The organism is Stieleria tagensis (assembly GCF_024129865.1).
Taxonomy (GTDB): domain Bacteria; phylum Planctomycetota; class Planctomycetia; order Pirellulales; family Pirellulaceae; genus Stieleria; species Stieleria tagensis.
This window is the reverse complement of the sequence record NZ_JAMYFE010000102.1, coordinates 85,723-105,251: the sequence shown is the minus strand read 5'-3', so window position 1 is coordinate 105,251 and position 19,529 is coordinate 85,723. Positions and strand designations below refer to the sequence as shown.

The window sequence follows — 19,529 nt, the reverse complement described above, 5'->3', positions numbered from 1 at the left end:
TATTGGGCGTCAGCCCCAGGCATTGATCGTCAAAAAACATCAATGAGCCCCGGAGGGGCGATAGAGAATGTCGTCGCTCCGCGACTGCGCGGTGTGTCATCGCTCAATCCAGGGGTTTCACCCCTGGCTAACCAATGACATCGCTCCGCGATTGAGAGCCGGCGGGGAACCGCGCGCGATTGAGAGGCGGCGGGGAACGTGCGCGATTGAGCCGGCGGAGGACAACGCATGATTGAGTCGCGGAGCGACGGCAGTCGATAGCCTGGTAGCCTCAGCCCAATGCATTAGTCGTCAAAGAACATCAACGAGCCCCGGAGGGGCGGTAGAGAATGTCGTCGCTCCGCGACTGCGCGGTGTGTCATCGCTCAATCCAGGGGTTTCACCCCTGGCTAACCAATGACATCGCTCCGCGATTGAGAGCCGGCGGGGAACAACGCATGATTGAGTCGCGGAGCGACGGCAGTCGATAGCCTGGTGGTATCATCCCCAGGTATTGATCGTCAAATCCGCCAACCTGGCTCATTCTGATGCCAAAGCGCCATCAAATTGACACCCATTCGATGACACACCAGCGGGCTGAGCCTGCTGCAGAAACCTGTTTCACCCGCTGTTTCACGCCTTTTTCCTCTCTCGCAGCGGATTCCCGCCGGAACTGGCATAGCGGATGCAAAAGAGTTGAGTGTCAAACCCTTCCAAAATAATTCGCTCATGGAGATGACGCGTATGTCTCGTTTAATCAAATTGGCCTGCATCCCAGCCCTCGCATTCGCATTGGTTGTGATGACCGGCCAACAGCAAGCCGAAGCCGGTGGCTTTAGCATTCGAATCGGCAATTCCGGATACGGAAGCTACTACGGCGGCTACGGTCGTTCGTATGGCTACTCAAGAGGTCGCGCCTATCTGGGTCGCAGCTATTACCCCGGATACCGATCGTACCGGTCCTACCGACCCCACTACGACTATCATCCGCCAAGCCTGGTGCCACACCGCGGACACTTTGATTACGTGCCCGGTCACTACGACTTCCACTCCGGCGGTCGCCGTGGCGGCCATCCCCACGGCCACCATGGTCACCACTAAAGGAACGTCGACTGTCACCTGACCACGTCCCATCAGGCGTGGTCAGCGATGCGGGTGAACCGTCTGCTGGCTGTCGCCCCGCATCTACTTCAGCGATTTCAGGTACGCGACCAAATCGCGTACTTCGTGGGGCTGCAAAACGTCTGTCATGTCGGGCATCAGTGACAGCTTCTTCTTGGCGACATCCTCGATGTCGTCGCTGGCAACCTGGATCGTTTCCCCCTGCTGGTTCACCAGCACCGTGGTGTCGTCGTCTTCACTTTGAATGACCCCCTGGACGACTGAACCATCAGCCAACAACAGCGTTTGCATGTTGTATTTGTCATCGATATCTGCACTGGGATAAACAAGCGCACGCAGCAAATAATTCGCATCACGTTTCTTGGCAATCTTGCTTAGCTCTGGGCCGATGTCACTGCCTTTTTTGCCGGTGCGATGGCACCGACTGCACTGGGCGCGGAGGTCGGTGCGAAAGATTTCCTCACCTCGATCGGCATCGCCGCCCTCACCGCACAATGCAAACGCTTTGAATTTGTCTGACTCGATTGTTGCCAACGCTGATCCGGCAGCCAGTCGCTGTAGCAACTGTTTCAGTTCGGGCGACTGGGATTGCCGCGACTGCAATGCATTCCAAACATCCAACCGCAGCGCTTCGCTGAGTGAACCGTCGGCGAAGCGATGACCAAGTTCTATCAGTGTTGCATCAGCCGATTCGTTGGCCAGAGCCGCCAACGCAGCCACACAAGCTTGGCGGACCGCGACCGTTTTGGAATTCAGTCGCTGCTGAATCACTGTCAGCGCCGCCGACGGATCTTGTTCGACCAGTGACTCGATCGCCTGAGTCGCGACGGGGGATGACGAATCGCTTGCTAATTGGCTCAACAATTCACTTTGTTTCGTATCGCCCCGCGTCAATGATTTGATCGCTTCGACACGCAGGTTTGAGGGCGACTTGCGATCGATCGCCAAGGCGATCATGGGTCGAACCCCCAAGTCGATTTCTAATTCCCTGGCAGCCTTGACCGCCGCGACACGCAGCGCCGTGTCGGCATCAGTGACCAAACCTGCGAGGGCACTGCCGATCGCCGCTCGATCGAACTGACGCGTTTCATTGGCGATGCGACTGCGTCCATCGACGCGGTCCAGTCGAGGCGGATCGGCCCACTGGGCGATGGATTCACACGCAGCGAGTCGCATCTCGGTGGGTCGTCCCCGGTCCACAGCGTATTGCATCACCCGATTGGCTGCCTGGGCAGTGCCCAAACGAAAGTTGGCATTGATGCTGCGCAATGTCAGTGGCACTGGAAAGTTGCGTTCTGAATCCAGTGACTCCGCCAGCGCAGGCAGCGCATCAGCGATCGAAAAATCATCATGAATCGCCCGCGCCGCTTCGCTAGCGACCCAATCCGAGCGATCGCTCAGAAAGGCTGCGACGGAGGCTTCGGATTGCCGACGCAAGGCGACGACGGCGCACAGACGCAGCGATTCAGCATCGGCGTTGGCTTGCTCGGCCAATTGATCTGGCGTGGCACAGGCGGCCAGCGCGGTCACCAGGGCATGACGTAAATAGAATTGATCACCGTCAAGTTTGGCTGCACCTTCCAACAGCGGTTTCACTGCCGCAGCGGTCGGACGACGACCAAGTGCCAGCGCCGCATACACTCGAACGTGCAAGTCGGAATCGTTCAACAGGTGGACAAGGCCTGCGGGATCACTGCCGGGGATTTCACCATGCGTCTTGGCAGCCACCGCACGAATCCGGGCGTCTGGGTCGGATAGCGTTCCAACCAACACGTTGGCATCGGTCGCGGCGGCGCGGGCCAGTTGCCCGAGTCCCCAAACGCTGTGGACACGCGCCAATTGATCCGCGCTGCTGTCACCTAACACCTGGCGAAACGCATCGGCCTGGCCTTGGTCGACCAAGGCAAATTGAGCTTGCAATCGGACGCGTTGATCCACATGCGAAAGCAGTCCGACCAACACCTCGGTTGATTGCTGGTTCATATCGCTGTTCAACCATCGCACCACCGATTGGCGATTCGCTTTGTCTTGATCGCTTAGGTCGGCTGGGGCAACGTCGATTCGGATCACGCTGCCGGATTGTGTCAGTGGATAACCGCCGCCCCAATCGGCGCCGTAGAGTCCGCCGTCGGGACCGAAGGCAATGCCCACGATCGGGTCTCCGCTGCCGATCGTGTGTGAATCCACCATCCGAAAGGAATCACCGTGGGGTTCGGCACGAAAGGCATACTGCGATCCGTTGGGGGCACCGGTTGAAAAGAAGAAATTCTGGTAGGCCGACGAGAGCGCGGCGCCGGGATTGAATTTGAACCCTGCCGGGCCGTCGTAGTAATGTTGGATCGGTGGAATGATGTACGCGGGGTGGTTGTCCCCGGCGATCTGCCACAGTTTTTCATCGGTCCAAGGATTGTATTGGCCGCCACGGTATTGGTAATTGCACCGCCACCCGGCGTCCATCGCGTCGACGATCCAAACAAAACGCTCTTTCTCGCCAGGCTGGTCGGCATCATTGTCGACACCAAACACATTGCCGAACGGGTCAAAAGCGAACTCCTGGACGTTTCGCAATCCATGCGCGAACACTTCGAAATCACTGCCGTCCGGATTGCAGCGCATCACGCCACCCTGATTGGGATACTGAAATTGCCGGCCGTCTTTGGTGGTGACCGAGATGCCTTTGTCACCAATCGACCAATACACTTTGCCATCTGGCCCGATGGTCAATCCGTGCATGTCATGTCCGGCATAGGCGATGTGCAATCCAAACCCGGTCGCCATGATTTCTCGCTGGTCGGCAACGCCGTCACCATTGGTGTCCGTCAATTTCCAAACGTCGGGCGCGATCGTGGCCCAAACCGATCCGTCCCAGTGCATCACACCGGCAGCGATTCCCGTGACCTCTGTTTTAAAATCCTCGGCAAACACGTTGCTTTGATCCGCGGTGCCATCACCATCGCTGTCGACCAGACGATGGATTTTTTCGCTGATGACCGTCAAGTCGCGCCAGTCATGTTGGCCATCCTGGTTGACGTCTTCGACATCGTTTTTCTGTTTCGTCTGGTCGCCGCCGATCGCCAAGGCACGGTGATAAAACTCGCGTTTGTCGGCCACGCTCGCCAGTCCCACATCGTCAGGGACCCAACTGGAATGGGCGCGAATGTCCAAGTCCTGGATTTTTCGTCGCTGGGTCTGAGTCACGTAGACCTCGCCATTGTCGGCAACACTGATCGCGACCGGGTCGGGGACGTTGACCGCGCCACTCCAACGGCGATAAACCAGCTTCGGTAATTTGCCGGTCGCCGATTCGCCGGCCCCCTCAGGTCCCGGTTGCACGGCAAAACTCATGGTCATGGAACCGCCCATCCCCATCAAAAGGATCAGCAGCACAGCAACAAAGACAGAAACAAACTGGCGAGCGGGCATAGCGGGCTAAAACGGGCGAGAGGCAGGATGGCAGCGAAGCAGGCCACCATCATATCTCCCCCTGACGCAACATTCATCAACCCCGGCCATCAAGGTTTAGAGGCGGCGCGATTGCGTGGGGCATTGTTCAATCCGTTTTCGCTTGCTTGCCGAGATGCCCTGTCTCCTCAACAGCAAGAAAAATCGTCACTCACTCTGTTCGGCGCTGTCAAAGTACACACGATACCAGTTCCACATGGCGGCCAGCGCGATCGTTGACAGACTGAACACCAATCCCATGGCGGCGGCGATCCAGACCACAGCGCCGGCGCGGGCGGCAAAAAAAGTGAGCACAGCGAGTGATCCGCAAGCTGGCAGATTCACCCGCCAAATCGGATCAAAACGCTGAGAACGAATATGAAGCGCGAAGCACTGCGTGGTGTGAATGGGCAGCACTGCGAGCGCAAAACACAGACAGGTCAACGGCGATAGAAAACGCCCCGATATCTGTTGCGCCAGTGGCAGATTCAATTGGTTCAGCAGCGCCAGCGCCGCGCAGAACCCCAGGGACATGATCAACAACAAACCGGTCGACCCGACCGTCGCACGCAGGAAAGCCGCATTCGATTCAGGACGCCGATTTTCGGCAATCAAACGACCAAATTCGGGCGACCGTGTGCGAACGTAGACGTAGGCAACCATCAACAGATTGCTGATCACTTGCCACGTCATCCCATAGCGTCCGGCGACCTCGGGCCCCTGCGAATCAAACAGCACTGGCAAGATCGGCAGGAACGCCAGGTAACGAACGACAGACTGAAAACCGATCCGCCATTGCAGCGGCCAGATTTCATGTCGCCAATCAAAATGCTGCGGCCGAGTTCGAATCAGCTGTGCAAAAAATTTGCGGTAGCGGATCAAAATCAACCCGAGCTCCCAAGCCAGCTGTGTCGCGATCGCTGCGGCCGCGGCCCATAAACCAAAACCACTCGCCAAACAGGCCCAGACCACAAAACTGCCCGAGATGACTTGCCCGAGCCGAAATCGGTTGACCGTATGAACTTGATTGCAACCCTCTAGAATCGCGACCAAGGGCGAAAGCAGCAGCCCGATCCCGGCCAATAGCATGGCGACCAACAGCGGCGCAGCAGCCAGTTCGATCACCCCCTGCCGCGCGAACAACACCAGGCCGGCAATGCCGCCCAGAACGACCAACAGCACGCTGGCCGCGAGAAACCAATACACTCCGAATCGCAACATCCCCGCCAGTCGCGCACGCGCTCGCGAGCGGGCGCGAAAGAAACCGTGTTGGTCCAATCGCGATCCGGCCGCCTCGTGACTGGCCGCGTGCAACAGCGTGTTGATCAGTCCCGCATCCGCCAGCGCTTGCAACCCCGTCAGCGTCACGATCAGGTAGTAAACCCCCTGCTCGGCGGGATCAAAGAACAGGGCGATCAGCAACGTGGTGACCATCCCCGCCGGAATCTGCCACAGACGCGATGCCATCGCGTAGGACACCGCGCGGTCCACCCCCAAAGATCGGAATAATTGTTTCAGACGGGTCACAGACGATGAAAGCTGGTGGCCGGAAAAGGGCGAACAGAACGCGCAGACCACTGTTGCTGCATCGTTCAGCATCCTCGGATGATCCGTGAATGCCTAGATCCCCGCAGACGCCGCTACGGTAATTAGCCTATAATTCTAGTTCTTCCCCAGCGGCTTGTTCTTTCAGGCCTGGGGACCAGCGACTCGGTGAGAGGAACCAGTGTTTTGTCCGAATTCAATGACCATCCCCGTTTGAAGGTACGATTCGGAACTGGCTGGGACACCTGCAATTATCACTGCGAGTACTGTGTCACGGACCAACCGCTGGGTGAAACGTCCGGCGCCACGGGCTCGTTGCCGATCTTGACGCGAATCGGTCAAGGGATCACCAGCCCGTCCAAGATCGCGGGGAAACTCTCGTCGATCGGCAAACGACTCGCATCAGCGCAAGCCCCGCCGGAAGTCGCCGAGTGGAGCGAAGAGAAGTACCTGCGTGTGATCGATCGGTTTGCCGAGCTTCCATTCAGGATGGATGTTCGGATCGGCGTTGGGGGTGAAACGTTCATCAACAAGACTGTCGTCGAAGGCGCACGGCGGCTTTCAAATCACGACAACACGTTTGCGGTCAACCTGATTTCCAACCTGTCCTTTAGCTTCGCGCAATACCAAAAAATATTCCAAGGCTTTGATCTCTCACGCGTGGCGCTGGTCTGCAGTTTCCATCCGACGGAAATCAAGGACGTCGACAAGTGGATTGAGACCGCGGTGCAGATCAATCAGATCGTCGATTTGGCGATTGTGTTGGTCGCTTGGCCGCCGTTGATGGCGGAATTGCGGGCCAACAAAGCGAGAATGGAAGCGGTCGGATTGGAAGTGTTTGTCCAAGCGTTCCATGGCTGGCATGACCAGGAAAAGTATCCCGAAGCGTACTCCGACGACGACCGCGCCCTGTTGCGCGACGTGTTTTATTCGCAACACGATTTTGATCACATGGTCGACTTGAAACAGCCCGGCAAATGCTATGCGGGTGTCGACTATGTTTACGTCGACATCAACGGCAACGTGTCTCGCTGCGGAACTTACAAGACACCGATCGGAAACGTTTTCAAACAGCTCAATTTGTTGCAGCGCCCGGCGGCCTGTCCCGGTACCGAATGTTGGTGCGACACCGAGAATCTGAACACGGTCGAATTCCGCGAGAATTACCAATTGGTTGGACTCAACCAACACAAGTATGTTCGTCGCCAACCGAGTCCCGCGACGATCGACTGAATCAGGCGTCAGCAATAAAAAAACCGCACCCTCCCGCGTGACAGCGGAAGCGTGCGGTGATGAAGCTGTCTTGAGCAGCAACCCAGGCTGAACCTGGACTACTTGCCTTCTTTTTCGCGTCGTTTCATTTCGACGATTTCTTCCTGGATGTTCGACGGCGTTTCGCGATAGGTTTGCAATTCCATCGTGAACGTTCCTTGACCTTGTGTCATCGAACGCAGGTCGGTCGCATAGCCGAAGGTTTCCGCCAAGGGGACTTCGGCGATGATGATGCTGTTGCCATCGATGATGTCGTTGCTGTTCATGATTCCACGACGTTTGATCACGTCACCAACGACCGTCCCTTGGAAATCTTCGGGGCACTCGATTTCGACCTTCATGATCGGCTCGAGCAGTTTTGGCCCGGCCTGTTTGAAGTACTCGCGGAAACAGCCTTGGGCAGCGGTGTAAAACGCTTTTTCCGACGAGTCGACTTCGTGGAAGGAACCATCGTCGAGAGTGATTTTGGTTCCCACAACGGGGAATTCCGCCAACGGGCCTTTGCCCAAGATGTCACGGAAACCCTTTTCGATTGCCGGGATGTACTGCTTGGGGATACGACCACCAACGACTTTTTCTTCGAACTCAAAGCTGTCTTCGCTGATCGATTCCAGCGGGCTAAGCGAGCCGACGATGTGAGCGAATTGGCCCGAACCACCGGTTTGCTTTTTGTGCTTGTAATTGAAATCGACGCTCTTGGTGGGGCTTTCACGATAGCTGACCTTAGGCGCACCGACTTCGATTTCGACGTCATACTCACGCCGAATTCGTTCGATGTAAACCTCCAGGTGCAACTCGCCCATGCCGCTGATCAGGATCTCGTTGGTTTCCTCGTCGGTCATCACGCGGAACGTGGGATCCTCTTTGCGGAAACGTTGCAGCGCCTTGCTCATCTTGTCTCCGTCCCCACGACTCTTGGGAGTCACGGCGATCTTGATCACCGGGTCGGGAATGAACATGGATTCCAGCGTGCACTGATCCCGTTCTTGGGCGTAGGTGTCACCACTGGCCGAATCGATCCCCATCACGGCGACGATGTCGCCGGCGGAAGCGGTGTCGATCTCTTCACGCTTGTCACTGTGCATGCGAACGATCCGGCTGAACCGTTCCTTGCGACCGGTCCGCTGGTTGACGTAGGTACCGCCTTTTTCGATCGTGCCTTGGTAAATCCGCATGAAGGTCAATTGGCCGAACGGATCGTCAACGATCTTGAACGCCATTCCGACGAAGGGGCGACTGGGATCGGGAAGCAACTCGATCTTTTTGGTTTCGTCGTTCGGGTCGGTGCCTTTGATTTCACGGTCCAGCGGGCTAGGCAGGTAGCTGTTGACCGCATCCAACAACGGCTGGACGCCTTTGTTCTTGTAGGCACTTCCCATGTAGACCGGTGTGGCACCGCCCAGCACGGCGTCACGGGTGACCTTGTAGATCATCGCCAGTGGCACTTCTTCTTCGCTGAGCAATAGCTCCATCATCTCGTCGCTGTACATCGACAAATGCTCGAGCATGTGCAGTCGTTGTGCCGCACATTTTTCCTTCAGTTCCTCGGGGATTTCGCCGACGTCAACATTTTGACCTTCGTCGCCGGAGAACCGGTAGGACTTCATTTCGATCAGGTCGACGACGCCTTCGAAGTTTTCTTCGGCACCGATCGGGTATTGCATCAGGAAGGCTTCGGCGCCCAGTTTTTCGCGCAGTTGTTGCACGACGCGGAATGGGTTGGCACCGGTGCGGTCCATCTTGTTGATGAACGCCACGCGGGGAACCTGATAGCGTTTCATTTGACGGTCGACCGTGATCGACTGGCTTTGAACGCCGCCGACGCTACAGAGAACCAACACGGCACCGTCCAAGACACGCAGCGACCGTTCCACTTCGACGGTGAAGTCGACGTGGCCGGGGGTGTCAATCAGGTTGACCTTGTAGCCCTTCCATTCCAAGCTCGTTGCGGCACTGGTGATCGTGATCCCACGTTCTTTTTCCAGTTCCATGTGGTCCATCGTCGCGCCATCACCACCACCACGGACATCTTCGATCTTGTGGATCCGTCCGCCGTAAAACAGGATGCGCTCGCTGAGCGTGGTTTTGCCCGAGTCGATGTGGGCACTGATACCGATGTTTCTAACTTTCTCCAGTTTCATCTCATTCACCTAGCTGTCGCAACCGACCGAAGACGTCTCGGGACACGGACTACAATCCGTATCAACTAATTCGTTAGAAAGACCGAGGAGGGTGGAGTCGGAGCGAATGTATTGTGGGGCACCGACAGAATGCTCGGTACAACGGGGGAGGCGGACGCCGCATCGACGACGGAGGTCGAGAGAGTCGCGCAGGGAAATTTTCGGGAAATATGGCAAAGGTTTGGCTGAGGGAAAAGGGCAAATCGGGCTCACGGCCGGAAACAGTTGCCGGCTATTTCCATTCGTTTTCCCCGATCGAGTCCGGCTTTTCCTCTTGCCGACCAGCGCCTCCGGCGGCATACTCCCCCGCTTCCCATGACTTAGGCGAGTCGATGAGCCGCACGCGGAAAGCGTTTCCGCACCTGCTCCTGCCTCACCGACCGCAGAAACCGAGTTTCCTGCGTCCGATCGCCGCAGCACTTTTTAGAGCAACAAGTATGCCAGCCCGCCCAATGAGCTCGCGCAGCCGAGCCCGCAAACGTTCACGCGTCCGATCCCGTGCCAAGAAAAAGGATCCGATCTTCGTCGATGGCCAGCGCCCGCGGCCGATGTACGTCGATTACAAAGACGTCGAACTGCTGCGAAAGATGATCAATCGCCAAGGCCGTATCGTCGGTCGCCGCAAGAGCGGTTGCACCGCAGTCAGCCAACACGCTGTCACCGCCGCGGTCAAACGCGCCCGCTACATGGCTCTGCTGCCCTATCTGGGTGACTGATGAGCTTTCGCACTGGCCGGCGAGTGGAATTTCGAGACACTGACGCTGCGGGAATTGCGCATTTTTCAGCGTTTTTCCCTTGGATGGAGTCGGCCGAGCATGAAATGCTCCGCTCGGTCGAAATTCCCGTTCTGCCGGACCAAAGCTCGGACCCCGACGCCGTTTCCTGGCCCCGGGTCCGCGCAAGCTGCGACTACACCAGCGCCGTGCGCTTCGAAGATTTGCTGAACATCGACGTTTCGGTGTCCAAAATTGGCCGCTCCAGCGTTCAGTATTCATTTGATTTCTCTCGTCGCGGCTCCGAGGGCGACTCGGCCCCCGTCGCATCCGGATCAACCGTGGTGGTTTGCTGCCGCATCCACCCCGGCGGCGGCTTAGAAAAAGTCGTAATTCCCGCCGCCATTCGTGCCAAACTGGAATCACTGCTGCAATAGGCAGCTGCAGCGAGCATGAATCCCACCCAATCAGCCGTTGGGCGATAGCTGACGGCTCCTGGTCATTCACAACGCCAAGTCTGGGAAACCGGACGCTAGCGCGCGTGCCGGCTGATTTGCCAGAGACGCCGTTGAGTGCCAATTGGTATTTCTCGCAGGAAAGTGATCGCCCGCAGGCAACCTTTTTGACACTCATTGCGTAGCGATGGTTCGGCGGGAAGAATCTGCTTTCCTTTGACTACATCAATTCGCATCGTTGCTGTCCCACTCATGGCCTCGTCTGTGCTTTCGGCTTCCACTGCTTTCTCTGCCGTTTCGGTTGACCCCTCCAGCCTGCTTTCATCGCCGTTGTTAATCGGCCAGATGGCGGACTGGTTGCCGATTTGGGCGACACCGCTGTATGCGATCTCACTGGGGCTGTTGATCGGTGCCGCCGCAACCGCCTTGTTTTACGGCGTGCTGGCGCTGCTCTCTTTCCTGCCCCCGCTAGGCCATTTAGCAGATTCACCGCGGCGCGGAACGATCGCATCGCTGGTGATCGGCGTCGTGATCGCGGCACTGCTGTGCTCCCAGTTCGTCTTTTCAAACCAGGCCTACGGCCAGACGTTGATATTGCCGCTGGTGCTGATCGGGCTGGTGATGGGATTTGCGGTGGTTTACGGGGTTTGGTACCGGACGCGCGAAGAATGGGGCCAGATGCTGTCCGAAGGAATCGTGCCGTATTTGTTGTCGATCGCAGGCATTGTGGCCTTGATCGGACTTGCCGGGACCTACGTGATCGACGATCCCCTGGCGTTTGTCCGCGCTCTGCCTGAAGTCAATTTAATCGGCGATGGCACTCGCAGCGTGGAGCTAATCGTGCCCGGGGCCGACCCCGATGCGAGCGCCGACCAAGCCATTTTCCACCCCCAATCGATCGACTACGACCTATCCAGTCTGTCGGGGCTGACGATTGAAACCGACAAAACGATTGTCCTGGCCGACGGTGCGAGCGTGAAAGAGTTCACCCGCAACCCCACACGCGTGGATGCCGGTGAACGACTGGAATATCGATACGAGGACCGTGACCAGCCACCGCTGCCGGGCGATTCCTCGAAACTGCACATTCAAAACCGGGAATTAGATCCGGCGACAGTGGTTTTCACGATGACGACGATCCCCCGGATTCCCCAGATCAGCCAAGCCGTTGGTATCGGCGTGGTGGTGTTCTTTCTGTTCAGTGGATTGGTTGCGTTTCGCCAAGCCGCTCCACGCGTCTGGGCACTGTCATTGTCGACGGCCAAAAACGAGATGGCGCAAACGCTGTATTTGATCCTGTTGATCATGGGCGTGGTCGGTGTGATCATCTTTTCGATCTACCCGTTTAACACGCTCGGTGATGACATCCGGATGTTCAAAGACAGTAGCGTGACACTGATCATGGTGCTGGCGATGTTCCAGGCGGTCTGGAGTGCGGGAACATCGGTCAGCGAAGAAATCGAAGGCCGAACGGCACTGACCGTGCTGAGCAAACCGGTTTCGCGACGTTCCTTTTTGCTGGGCAAGTACGCCGGGATTGTGATGACGGTGGCCGTGATGTTTGTCATCATCGGAGCCTTCCTACTGGTGCTGATGTCCTACAAACCGATCTACGATGCCCGGGAAACGTCACAGGCGACACCGAGTTGGGAGATGGGGTTCGAAGAAATCATGTCGACCGTTCCCGTGCTGGGGCTGTACTTCATGCAGACGATGGTGATCGCCGCGATCGCGGTCGCGCTGGCAACACGATTGCCACTATTGGCCAACCTGATCCTGTGTCTGGTAATCTATGTGATCGGTAACCTGACGCAGCCGCTGGTGGCATCGGCCCAAGGTGAAAATCCATTGGTCGGCTTTTTCGGCAACTTGATCGCCGTCGTGGTACCGAACCTGAACATTTTTAACGTACAAAGTGCGATGGATAGCGGAAACCAAGTCCCCTGGATCTACTTGGCCGGCGCTTTCAACTATCTTGTATGTTTCGCGGTGGCGATTTGGATGCTGGCAATGCTCCTTTTCGAGGACCGCGACTTAGCCTAGTCATCGAATAATATCGGGGAGCGGTTGCTTTGAATCGATTTCGCACTCTTTCGGCGGCCCGTCACGAACCGGAATCCGACCCCGGCCGGTTATTCTCGCTGCTCTGGGCATTCCTTGCCGGGGCATTGGTGCCGGCGATGGTGCTGGTGGTCGGTTTAATTTCCGTGCTGCTGGAAGCCGGTGAACTTGAACGATCACCCGCGCGGCTGGGGGCTCATCTAGCGCTGCCGTTACCGGCATCGTTCATCGACCAACCGCCGCTGACGCAGTTGACCCAACTGACCGCATTGGCATTTGCGATCGCAATTGCGTTTTGCTTCGCGGTCTGGCGTCATCGCCGACTGGCCGATCAACGGGCCTCGGCGATCGTAAAATCACTTCACGAAAAAGTGCTCCGGCAAAGCGTGCGGCGCGCCGAGATCGAAGGCGCTGCCGCTCAATCGGTCAGCGCGCAAAAGTTGATCGGACGACAACTGCCGTTGCTGCAAAAAGGACTGTCCCTGTGGTATCGATCGCTACCGCGCAGCGTGATCCTGTTGGTCGGTTGCATGGCCGTGGCGCTCTTGGTCCATGTCTGGTTGGCCATCTTGGCAGTGATCAGTGGCGCGATGGTCTGGCGGCTGCACCGCAGCGTTCGTGGCGTTGATATCGATGAAACCGGCAAATGGGAACTGCCGCAGATGCGGACCCAAATGTCTCAATTGGTGGGCAAGGCACCGAAAATGGCGCGGCTGCAAGCGGCGGGAATCGCCGAACAGTCGTTCCGCCATGAATTGGACGCGATGTACCACAAACTCGATGACGACGACGCCCGTCGCGGTCGGGTTTGGCCGATCCTGTTCCTGGCCGCTGCGGCTGCCACGGCGGTGATGATCCTGGGGCTCGGGCTGAACCTGTTCGAAAGCGATACCGGGCTCAGCCTCTCCTCGGCCGTGGTGCTGGGGCTGTCCCTGGCGGGCGCCGTCTCGGCAGTCTGGCGTTTACAACAACTCAGCCGAATGCTGCGAAACAGTGGTCCGGCCTGCGATGCGGTGTATAGCTACCTACGCCAAAGCGACGAATCCACGCCATCGGAACAGCGGGTCGGATTCGCGGGACTGCGCGAAGGCGTCGATTTTCGCGATGTAACGTTGCTGGATTCTCACGGCCAAGCAATCCTGAATCACATCACCACCGAATTCACGCCACGTTCACTGGTCACCCTGCTGGGCACAGATTCGGTATCACCGCAGGCAATGGTCGAGTTACTGATGGGTTTCGGCCGACCGGCCAGTGGCGAGGTCCGGATCGACGGCTTGAAGCTGCTGGATGTGCACCCCGCGTCGCTCTCGAAAAACGTGATGTGGATCGAACCCTCGGGACCGTTGTGGGACGGCACGATCGAAGAAAACCTCTCTGGCACCGACAGTGCGATCGGAAACGCAGACATCGTCGACGCACTGCGCGAAGTCGACGTCTACGATCAAATCCAGCGACTGCCCGATGGGTTGGCCACCTATGCATCGGTCGGTGAGACCACACTGTCGGTGGAGGCCACGTATTCGATCGGACTCGCCCGTGCGTTATTGCATCGTCCGCCCATCTTGTTGGTCGGTGAACCACCGGCACCCAGTGCCCATCTGGCCGACGACCCTTGCTTGCGGGCGATCAAGAAACTGGTCGACAGCGGATCACTCGTCGTGATGCTGCCGCGGCGACTGCAAACCTTGCGCGCGGCGGATCGCGTGATCCTGCTAAACGGTCCCAACCTGGCCGGCGAAGGCAAACATGCCGATCTGCTAACCGACAGCGATCTGTACCGTCACCTGAACTACCTGCTGTTCAATCCCTACCGCCCCGGCCGCTAGGTGGCTGAATCGAATCCGCGGGCGTGAGGGTTGGTGTGGAGGATTTATCCGACCGGCTTTCTGCTTTGCAGAAGTCCCTCACCGCAGTCGGATAAATCCTCCACACCAGCGCCGTTGAAGTTGCCCGTCATTCACGCAGTGACAACAGATAGGCGACCAAGTCCATCAGATCTTGCTGTTTGATCGTCGTGGAAAAATTAGTGGGCATCGGTGACAGCATGCCTTCTTTGCGTCGTTGGATTTCATCTTTGGCGATAGCCACTTCGGTGCCTTCACTGGTGACGACAACGATTTGTGCCCCTTCGTCGCGTTTGACCAGTCCCGAAACGACTTGTCCATCGATCGTCAGGATGACGCTGGAACGAAAGGCGATGTCAACGTTTTGATTGGGCATCAGCACGTCTTCCATGATCCGCTCAAGTCCGCGAATGCCGATCCCGTCTAAGTTCGGACCGACCGATTTCCCCACGCCTGCGACTTGATGGCAGGCTGCGCATTGGGTTTTAAAAACCGCTTGTCCGGCCACAGAATCTCCTGGCCGTTGCTGAGACTCGGCCGTGAACAGCGAAACCACTTCCAGCAGCGACCGGTCGACCGGCGCGGCATTCTCTGCGAGCGACTGTAGCCGAGACCGCTGGTCCGCGCTGGCGATCAATTCCCATTGTTGACGGATCGACGCATCGGTCAAAACTCCAGCCGGTAACTTGCCTCCCTCGACCAAACCGGCCAACACCTCCACACCGTCGCCATCGCGACTAAGCAGGTTGGCGAACAACCGTTGTTGATCCGCTGGAATCGCCTGGACCACTTCACCTAGTAATCCGGCTGCGTCGGCCAACCACTCGGTCGGCGGTGCTGAATCAACAAGCGGCTTAGTTGATGTTGCGTCCACTCCAGCGGACAACCAAACGCTGATCCGATTGCGTAAGTCGCCCGCCAAGTTGCTCAGCCCCAATGATTCGGCTAGCGCTTTTCGCGGAGCCGTCGCATCCGATGTCAATGTCGCCCGTGCGAACGCTTTGGCTTGTGGCGGATGCTCGGCGGACGATTGCAGCAATTCCGCAAATAACGCTCGCGTCGCGGTCACAGAGAATTCACTCGCCAATTCGGCGGCTTTGATCCGTCGGTCGATCTCGCGATTGGAGTTCAGCGCCGGAATCGAAAATTCACCCGCTGCGATCCAGGCATAAGCCTTGCCGTCATCTGCATCGACGATTTCAACAGACGCCTGCCTACCCCCATGTTCCGCCGATTGCCACTGGACCAATTGAGCGATATCGCTGCGTGGGGCCGGCCACTGTGCCAATGTTTCGCCAGTGTCGACGGCAACAACACGAACCAAGTTGTTCCCGCCCGCCGGCTGATCGGGAAACCCGTCGTGCCCTGCAAGGTAAAACTGAAACTGCTGTGGCAATGCAAACGCACCGCTGCGATAGACCCCGGTGAGTCCCTCGCCCAATGGCAAACTGCTGATCAGCGTCAACGGATCGGATCCTCCGGCCGTGGTTCTGCGACGGGTCACTTGAAAAAGATTCTTAGGACCACTGGTTGATCCGATCGGATCGAATGTCCAAGCGATGATTGGCGTGTTGCGATCGGGAAGGTTACCGTTTGCATCAAGTTGCAAGTTGTCTCGCACCAATTGCTCGGCCCAACGATTCCAACTGGAAAGCGGTTGGCTTGCGCCGCGCTGCTGTTGCCCGCTCGCGATCGCGCGCAACAGTTCTGCTTGCAGCCCTCGGCGGTCCTGGCTGGATCGTTGACAATGCTCGATCAACGAAGCCACGTTCTGCTGATCGGCGTACCGGGATGCGAAACCGGCCAACGTGACAAACTCTGGTTCTGTCATTTGGGGCAATTGATCCAGGTGCTGGACGACATAATTGGCGGCAAACGTCTCGGGGATTGCCAGACAAATTGCCGCAATGATTGCTTGGTCTTGTGAGTCAATGGATTCGGTGGCCTGTTGGAATCGATCCGCTTGGTTCAGTTGGCTTCGCAAAGCCAGTCGCAGCGCATGTTGAAGGTGGCTGTGATCCGAATCAACATCATGCAGCCGCGCCAACAGTGGCGCGACGTAGGCCGCGTCGGGGTGCTGACACATTGCCATCGCGGCAACCCGAACCACGGTCATTGATGGGTCGTTTAGCCCCACCAAGAACCACCGCTGAACCGGATCAGCGGAAACGTCCTTGCGTTCCCCCAGGATCCGAAAGGCATGAACTCGCAGGATTTCCTGGTCGGCGTCCAATGCAAGTTGCAGATCGTCCGTGGTCAGTTCACCGGTGCGATGCAGAAACCACAGTGCTTGGATTGTTGCCGTTGGCGAATCCGTGGTTTCCATCATCCGCCGAACTTCCCGGCTGGCAGATTGACCAAAACGATCCACCAATGCGTCGGTCGCCATCATCCGGCGAACCAAATTCGGACTTTTCAATTGGCCGACAAAATCAGCGATCGTCGTCGAAACCGGTGATTGATCTGCAGCTTGTTCTGCGTGGTCACCGTGGTAGGTGATTCTCCAAATTCGGCCTCGCCGTCGGTCGCGTCCGGGGTGATCCAATGGGACTTCGTAGTGACCGATGATGCGGTTGTAAAAATCGGCAACATACAGTGCTCCGTCTGGTCCGAATTGCAGATCAACCGGTCGAAACCAGGGGTCGCTGGCGACCAAGAAATCAGGCTGCTGTTTGGCGATCACCCGTTCGTCGTGGGTGATCAGATTGCGGTTGATGCGGCCGGTCATCACGTTGCCGCCAAATGCATTGCTATTGAATTCAGTCGGAAACTGGCTGCCCTGATCAATCGCCAATCCGCCGATCGCTGTTGAACCGTGCAAATGTTCCATCACAGGCGGCACAAACCCCAGGCCGTCGTGAGCGGCGCCAAAACTGGGGCTGTATCCGCCACGCATTAGCAACGTCACCGGCTTGGTATGGCAATCCGCCGAGAACAGATCACCGAGTGAGTCAAACGCCATGCCGAACGGGTTGACCTGGCCAAAGGAAAAATTCTCGATTCGTGACCCGTCCAGTCGCATTCGAAAGGTGTTGCCCGACGACATGCTGATGACATGACCGTCCGAGCCACTGACGGTACTTTGATTGTTAAAGCCATGACAGGCATACAGCCAGCCGTCAAATCCGCGTGTGAACGCATTGCACATCCCGTGTGTGTCGCGACTGGTATCGAACGGCCCATACAGGACCTCACGCTGGTCGGCTTTGCCGTCGCCGTCGGTGTCACGCAAAAACAGAATGTTGGGAATACTGAAACAGATCACACCATCGCGGTAGGGATACAAGCCGATCGGAATGTTCAGTCCATCGGCAAAGGTTGTGACACTGTCGGCGCGACCGTCACCGTTGGTGTCCTCTAAAATCTTGATCGTATCACGCGGTGGATCCGGTCCATCTGCCGGCAACGGATACTCTTCGCTACTGGTCACCCACAATCGGCCTGACATGTCAAACGCCATGTTCATCGGCTTGGCGATGTCTGGCTCTGCAGCAAACAACTGGATCTCGAATCCGGGCGGCAATCGAAATCCCGAACGTTCGGCGTCGGGACTTAGTGGCAACGTGCTCCGGACATGCTTCGCAAATTCGTCCGCAAGCGGCGTCTGTTCTGGCGGCGATTGGGCAAACGAAGGTTCTGCGACGGTGCAGCCCAGCATTAGTAAGGGGATCAGCAATCGCGGAATCAGATCACAGGACATACGTCACATTCCGATCAGAGGCGGGGAACAGGGCACGGGCAGGAGGATCCGGCGAGAATTGACCGGACAACCTAATCTAGCCGACCTGCAATCCGGAATCGAGGTTTGACCGCCTGCCTGCGAGAGCGCACCTGTAGCTGACCTCTGTGAGGTCGGTCGGATGGACGCTTGACGACACACCGTGGGAGTTCAACCCTCAGGTTGTTCCGCATCGGTATCGAGAATTGGATTTGAACACGCTGAAGCGTGAACTCCAACGGTGACTGGCGCGGGGAATCCGTGTTAGACGCAAAGTGCCTTGCGGCGTTTGCGACGCAGACCTAGCCCCGCAACAGTCAACAGGCCCAAAGCCAAACAGGAGGGCTCTGGGATCGCCGACGGCGCCATGATGGCAGTGGATCCACCCAACCAAATGTGTTCAATCTGTTGGTCGCTGAGAGCTTCGTCAAAGACGAACAAGTTATCGACGCTGCCGACGAACTGATCATTGGAAAGGGGGCTGCCGCCGACTCTCAGCATCACCGGGCGGTTGGGATTGATCGCTGTGTTGTCAAACATGCTGAACGAACTTCCGTCGACAAACAGCGTCACGTTGGATCCGTCGTAGCGGGCGGCGACAAACGACCAGTCGTCTTCGACCGGGCCGCCGACACCAAACGATTGGTTGCCCGTTCCGGTGGTTGCGCTGTATTGCCAACCATTCCCATCGCTATTGCGAATACCGATCGATCGTTCCGGCGTGGTGCTATCAAAGTCGTCGATCGCAAAGATGTCTTGATTTCCGGTCGCGTTGCTGGCGCGTGTCCAACCGCCAAAGGTAACCGAGGGCGTGTTCGACGTCCCCAAGTCGATCGGGATGTACATGAAATCGAACGGCCCTGCAAAGTTGGTTGCTTGGCCTTCGAAACCACCGGAATATCCAGCCGTACTGCCAAATCCGTTTGAACCGCCGGCAACGGTGTTGGTGTTGTTGCCGTCGAAGTTAAACAGACCCACGAGTTCCGCACGAGCAATGTCGGTCTGAACACAGACTAGGAGTACAAGCAGAAGAGAGAACTTCCGGGACATGGCTTCATTGCTTTTGAAGAGGTGGTAACGATGTTTCCAAGCGGCGAAGCTAAGAATGCGGCGTGCACTCACCCCTACTTCACCCGTGCAATCGAAACCTACAACCCAGATAAGAAAGTGCACGCAACCGGCAAAAACTTTTCCGG

The 19,529-nt window shown here is 57.4% G+C and carries 11 protein-coding genes; 6 read left to right on the top strand and 5 right to left on the bottom strand.

Going from position 1 to position 19,529, the window contains the following annotated elements; genetic code table 11:
• Positions 1-723: 723 nt before the first annotated feature.
• Positions 724-1,080 carry a hypothetical protein gene (locus tag NHH03_RS22465; RefSeq protein WP_253159884.1) on the top strand — a complete coding sequence of 119 codons (357 nt, stop codon included), beginning with the start codon at positions 724-726 and terminating at the stop codon, positions 1,078-1,080.
• A gap of 84 nt (positions 1,081-1,164) precedes the next feature.
• Here the strand turns inward: NHH03_RS22465 and NHH03_RS22460 are convergent, their stop codons facing one another.
• Positions 1,165-4,452 carry a PVC-type heme-binding CxxCH protein gene (locus tag NHH03_RS22460; RefSeq protein WP_253159882.1) on the bottom strand — a complete coding sequence of 1,096 codons (3,288 nt, stop codon included), beginning with the start codon at positions 4,450-4,452 and terminating at the stop codon, positions 1,165-1,167.
• Between the two features lie 258 nt (positions 4,453-4,710).
• Positions 4,711-6,009 carry a hypothetical protein gene (locus NHH03_RS22455; RefSeq protein ID WP_253159880.1) on the bottom strand — a complete coding sequence of 433 codons (1,299 nt, stop codon included), beginning with the start codon at positions 6,007-6,009 and terminating at the stop codon, positions 4,711-4,713.
• Between the two features lie 264 nt (positions 6,010-6,273).
• Here NHH03_RS22455 and NHH03_RS22450 point away from each other — a divergent pair, with 264 nt between their 5' ends.
• A complete protein-coding gene (locus NHH03_RS22450; RefSeq protein ID WP_253159878.1) occupies positions 6,274-7,320 on the top strand; it encodes a hypothetical protein in 1,047 nt (348 codons plus the stop codon).
• Positions 7,321-7,418: 98 nt separating this feature from the next.
• On the opposite strand, the gene fusA is transcribed toward NHH03_RS22450, so the two are convergent.
• A complete protein-coding gene (gene fusA, locus NHH03_RS22445) occupies positions 7,419-9,500 on the bottom strand; it encodes an elongation factor G (protein ID WP_253159876.1) in 2,082 nt (693 codons plus the stop codon).
• A gap of 476 nt (positions 9,501-9,976) precedes the next feature.
• On the opposite strand from fusA, the gene rpsR reads away from it, so the two are divergent.
• The 4 genes from rpsR to NHH03_RS22425 all read left to right on the top strand — a co-directional run bounded on the left by rpsR (position 9,977) and on the right by NHH03_RS22425 (position 14,597).
• On the top strand, positions 9,977-10,255 hold the full coding sequence (gene rpsR / locus NHH03_RS22440; protein ID WP_253159874.1) for a 30S ribosomal protein S18: 279 nt from the start codon (positions 9,977-9,979) through the stop codon (positions 10,253-10,255).
• Positions 10,255-10,689 carry an acyl-CoA thioesterase gene (locus NHH03_RS22435; protein WP_253159872.1) on the top strand — a complete coding sequence of 145 codons (435 nt, stop codon included), beginning with the start codon at positions 10,255-10,257 and terminating at the stop codon, positions 10,687-10,689. Before rpsR ends, NHH03_RS22435 begins: the two co-directional genes overlap by 1 nt.
• Positions 10,690-10,959: 270 nt before the next feature.
• Positions 10,960-12,750 carry an ABC transporter permease gene (locus tag NHH03_RS22430; RefSeq protein WP_253159870.1) on the top strand — a complete coding sequence of 597 codons (1,791 nt, stop codon included), beginning with the start codon at positions 10,960-10,962 and terminating at the stop codon, positions 12,748-12,750.
• Positions 12,751-12,779: 29 nt separating this feature from the next.
• The gene (locus NHH03_RS22425) at positions 12,780-14,597 is read left to right on the top strand and encodes an ABC transporter ATP-binding protein (protein WP_253159869.1); all 1,818 of its coding nucleotides are present in this window, start codon (positions 12,780-12,782) and stop codon (positions 14,595-14,597) included.
• 127 nt (positions 14,598-14,724) lie between these two features.
• Here NHH03_RS22425 and NHH03_RS22420 read toward each other — a convergent pair whose 3' ends face one another.
• Positions 14,725-18,315, bottom strand: a complete 3,591-nt coding sequence (locus NHH03_RS22420; protein ID WP_253159867.1) for a PVC-type heme-binding CxxCH protein — start codon at positions 18,313-18,315, stop codon at positions 14,725-14,727.
• Between the two features lie 282 nt (positions 18,316-18,597).
• On the bottom strand, positions 18,598-19,311 hold the full coding sequence (locus NHH03_RS22415) for a LamG domain-containing protein (RefSeq protein ID WP_253159866.1): 714 nt from the start codon (positions 19,309-19,311) through the stop codon (positions 18,598-18,600).
• Between the last annotated feature and the right edge of the window lie 218 nt (positions 19,312-19,529).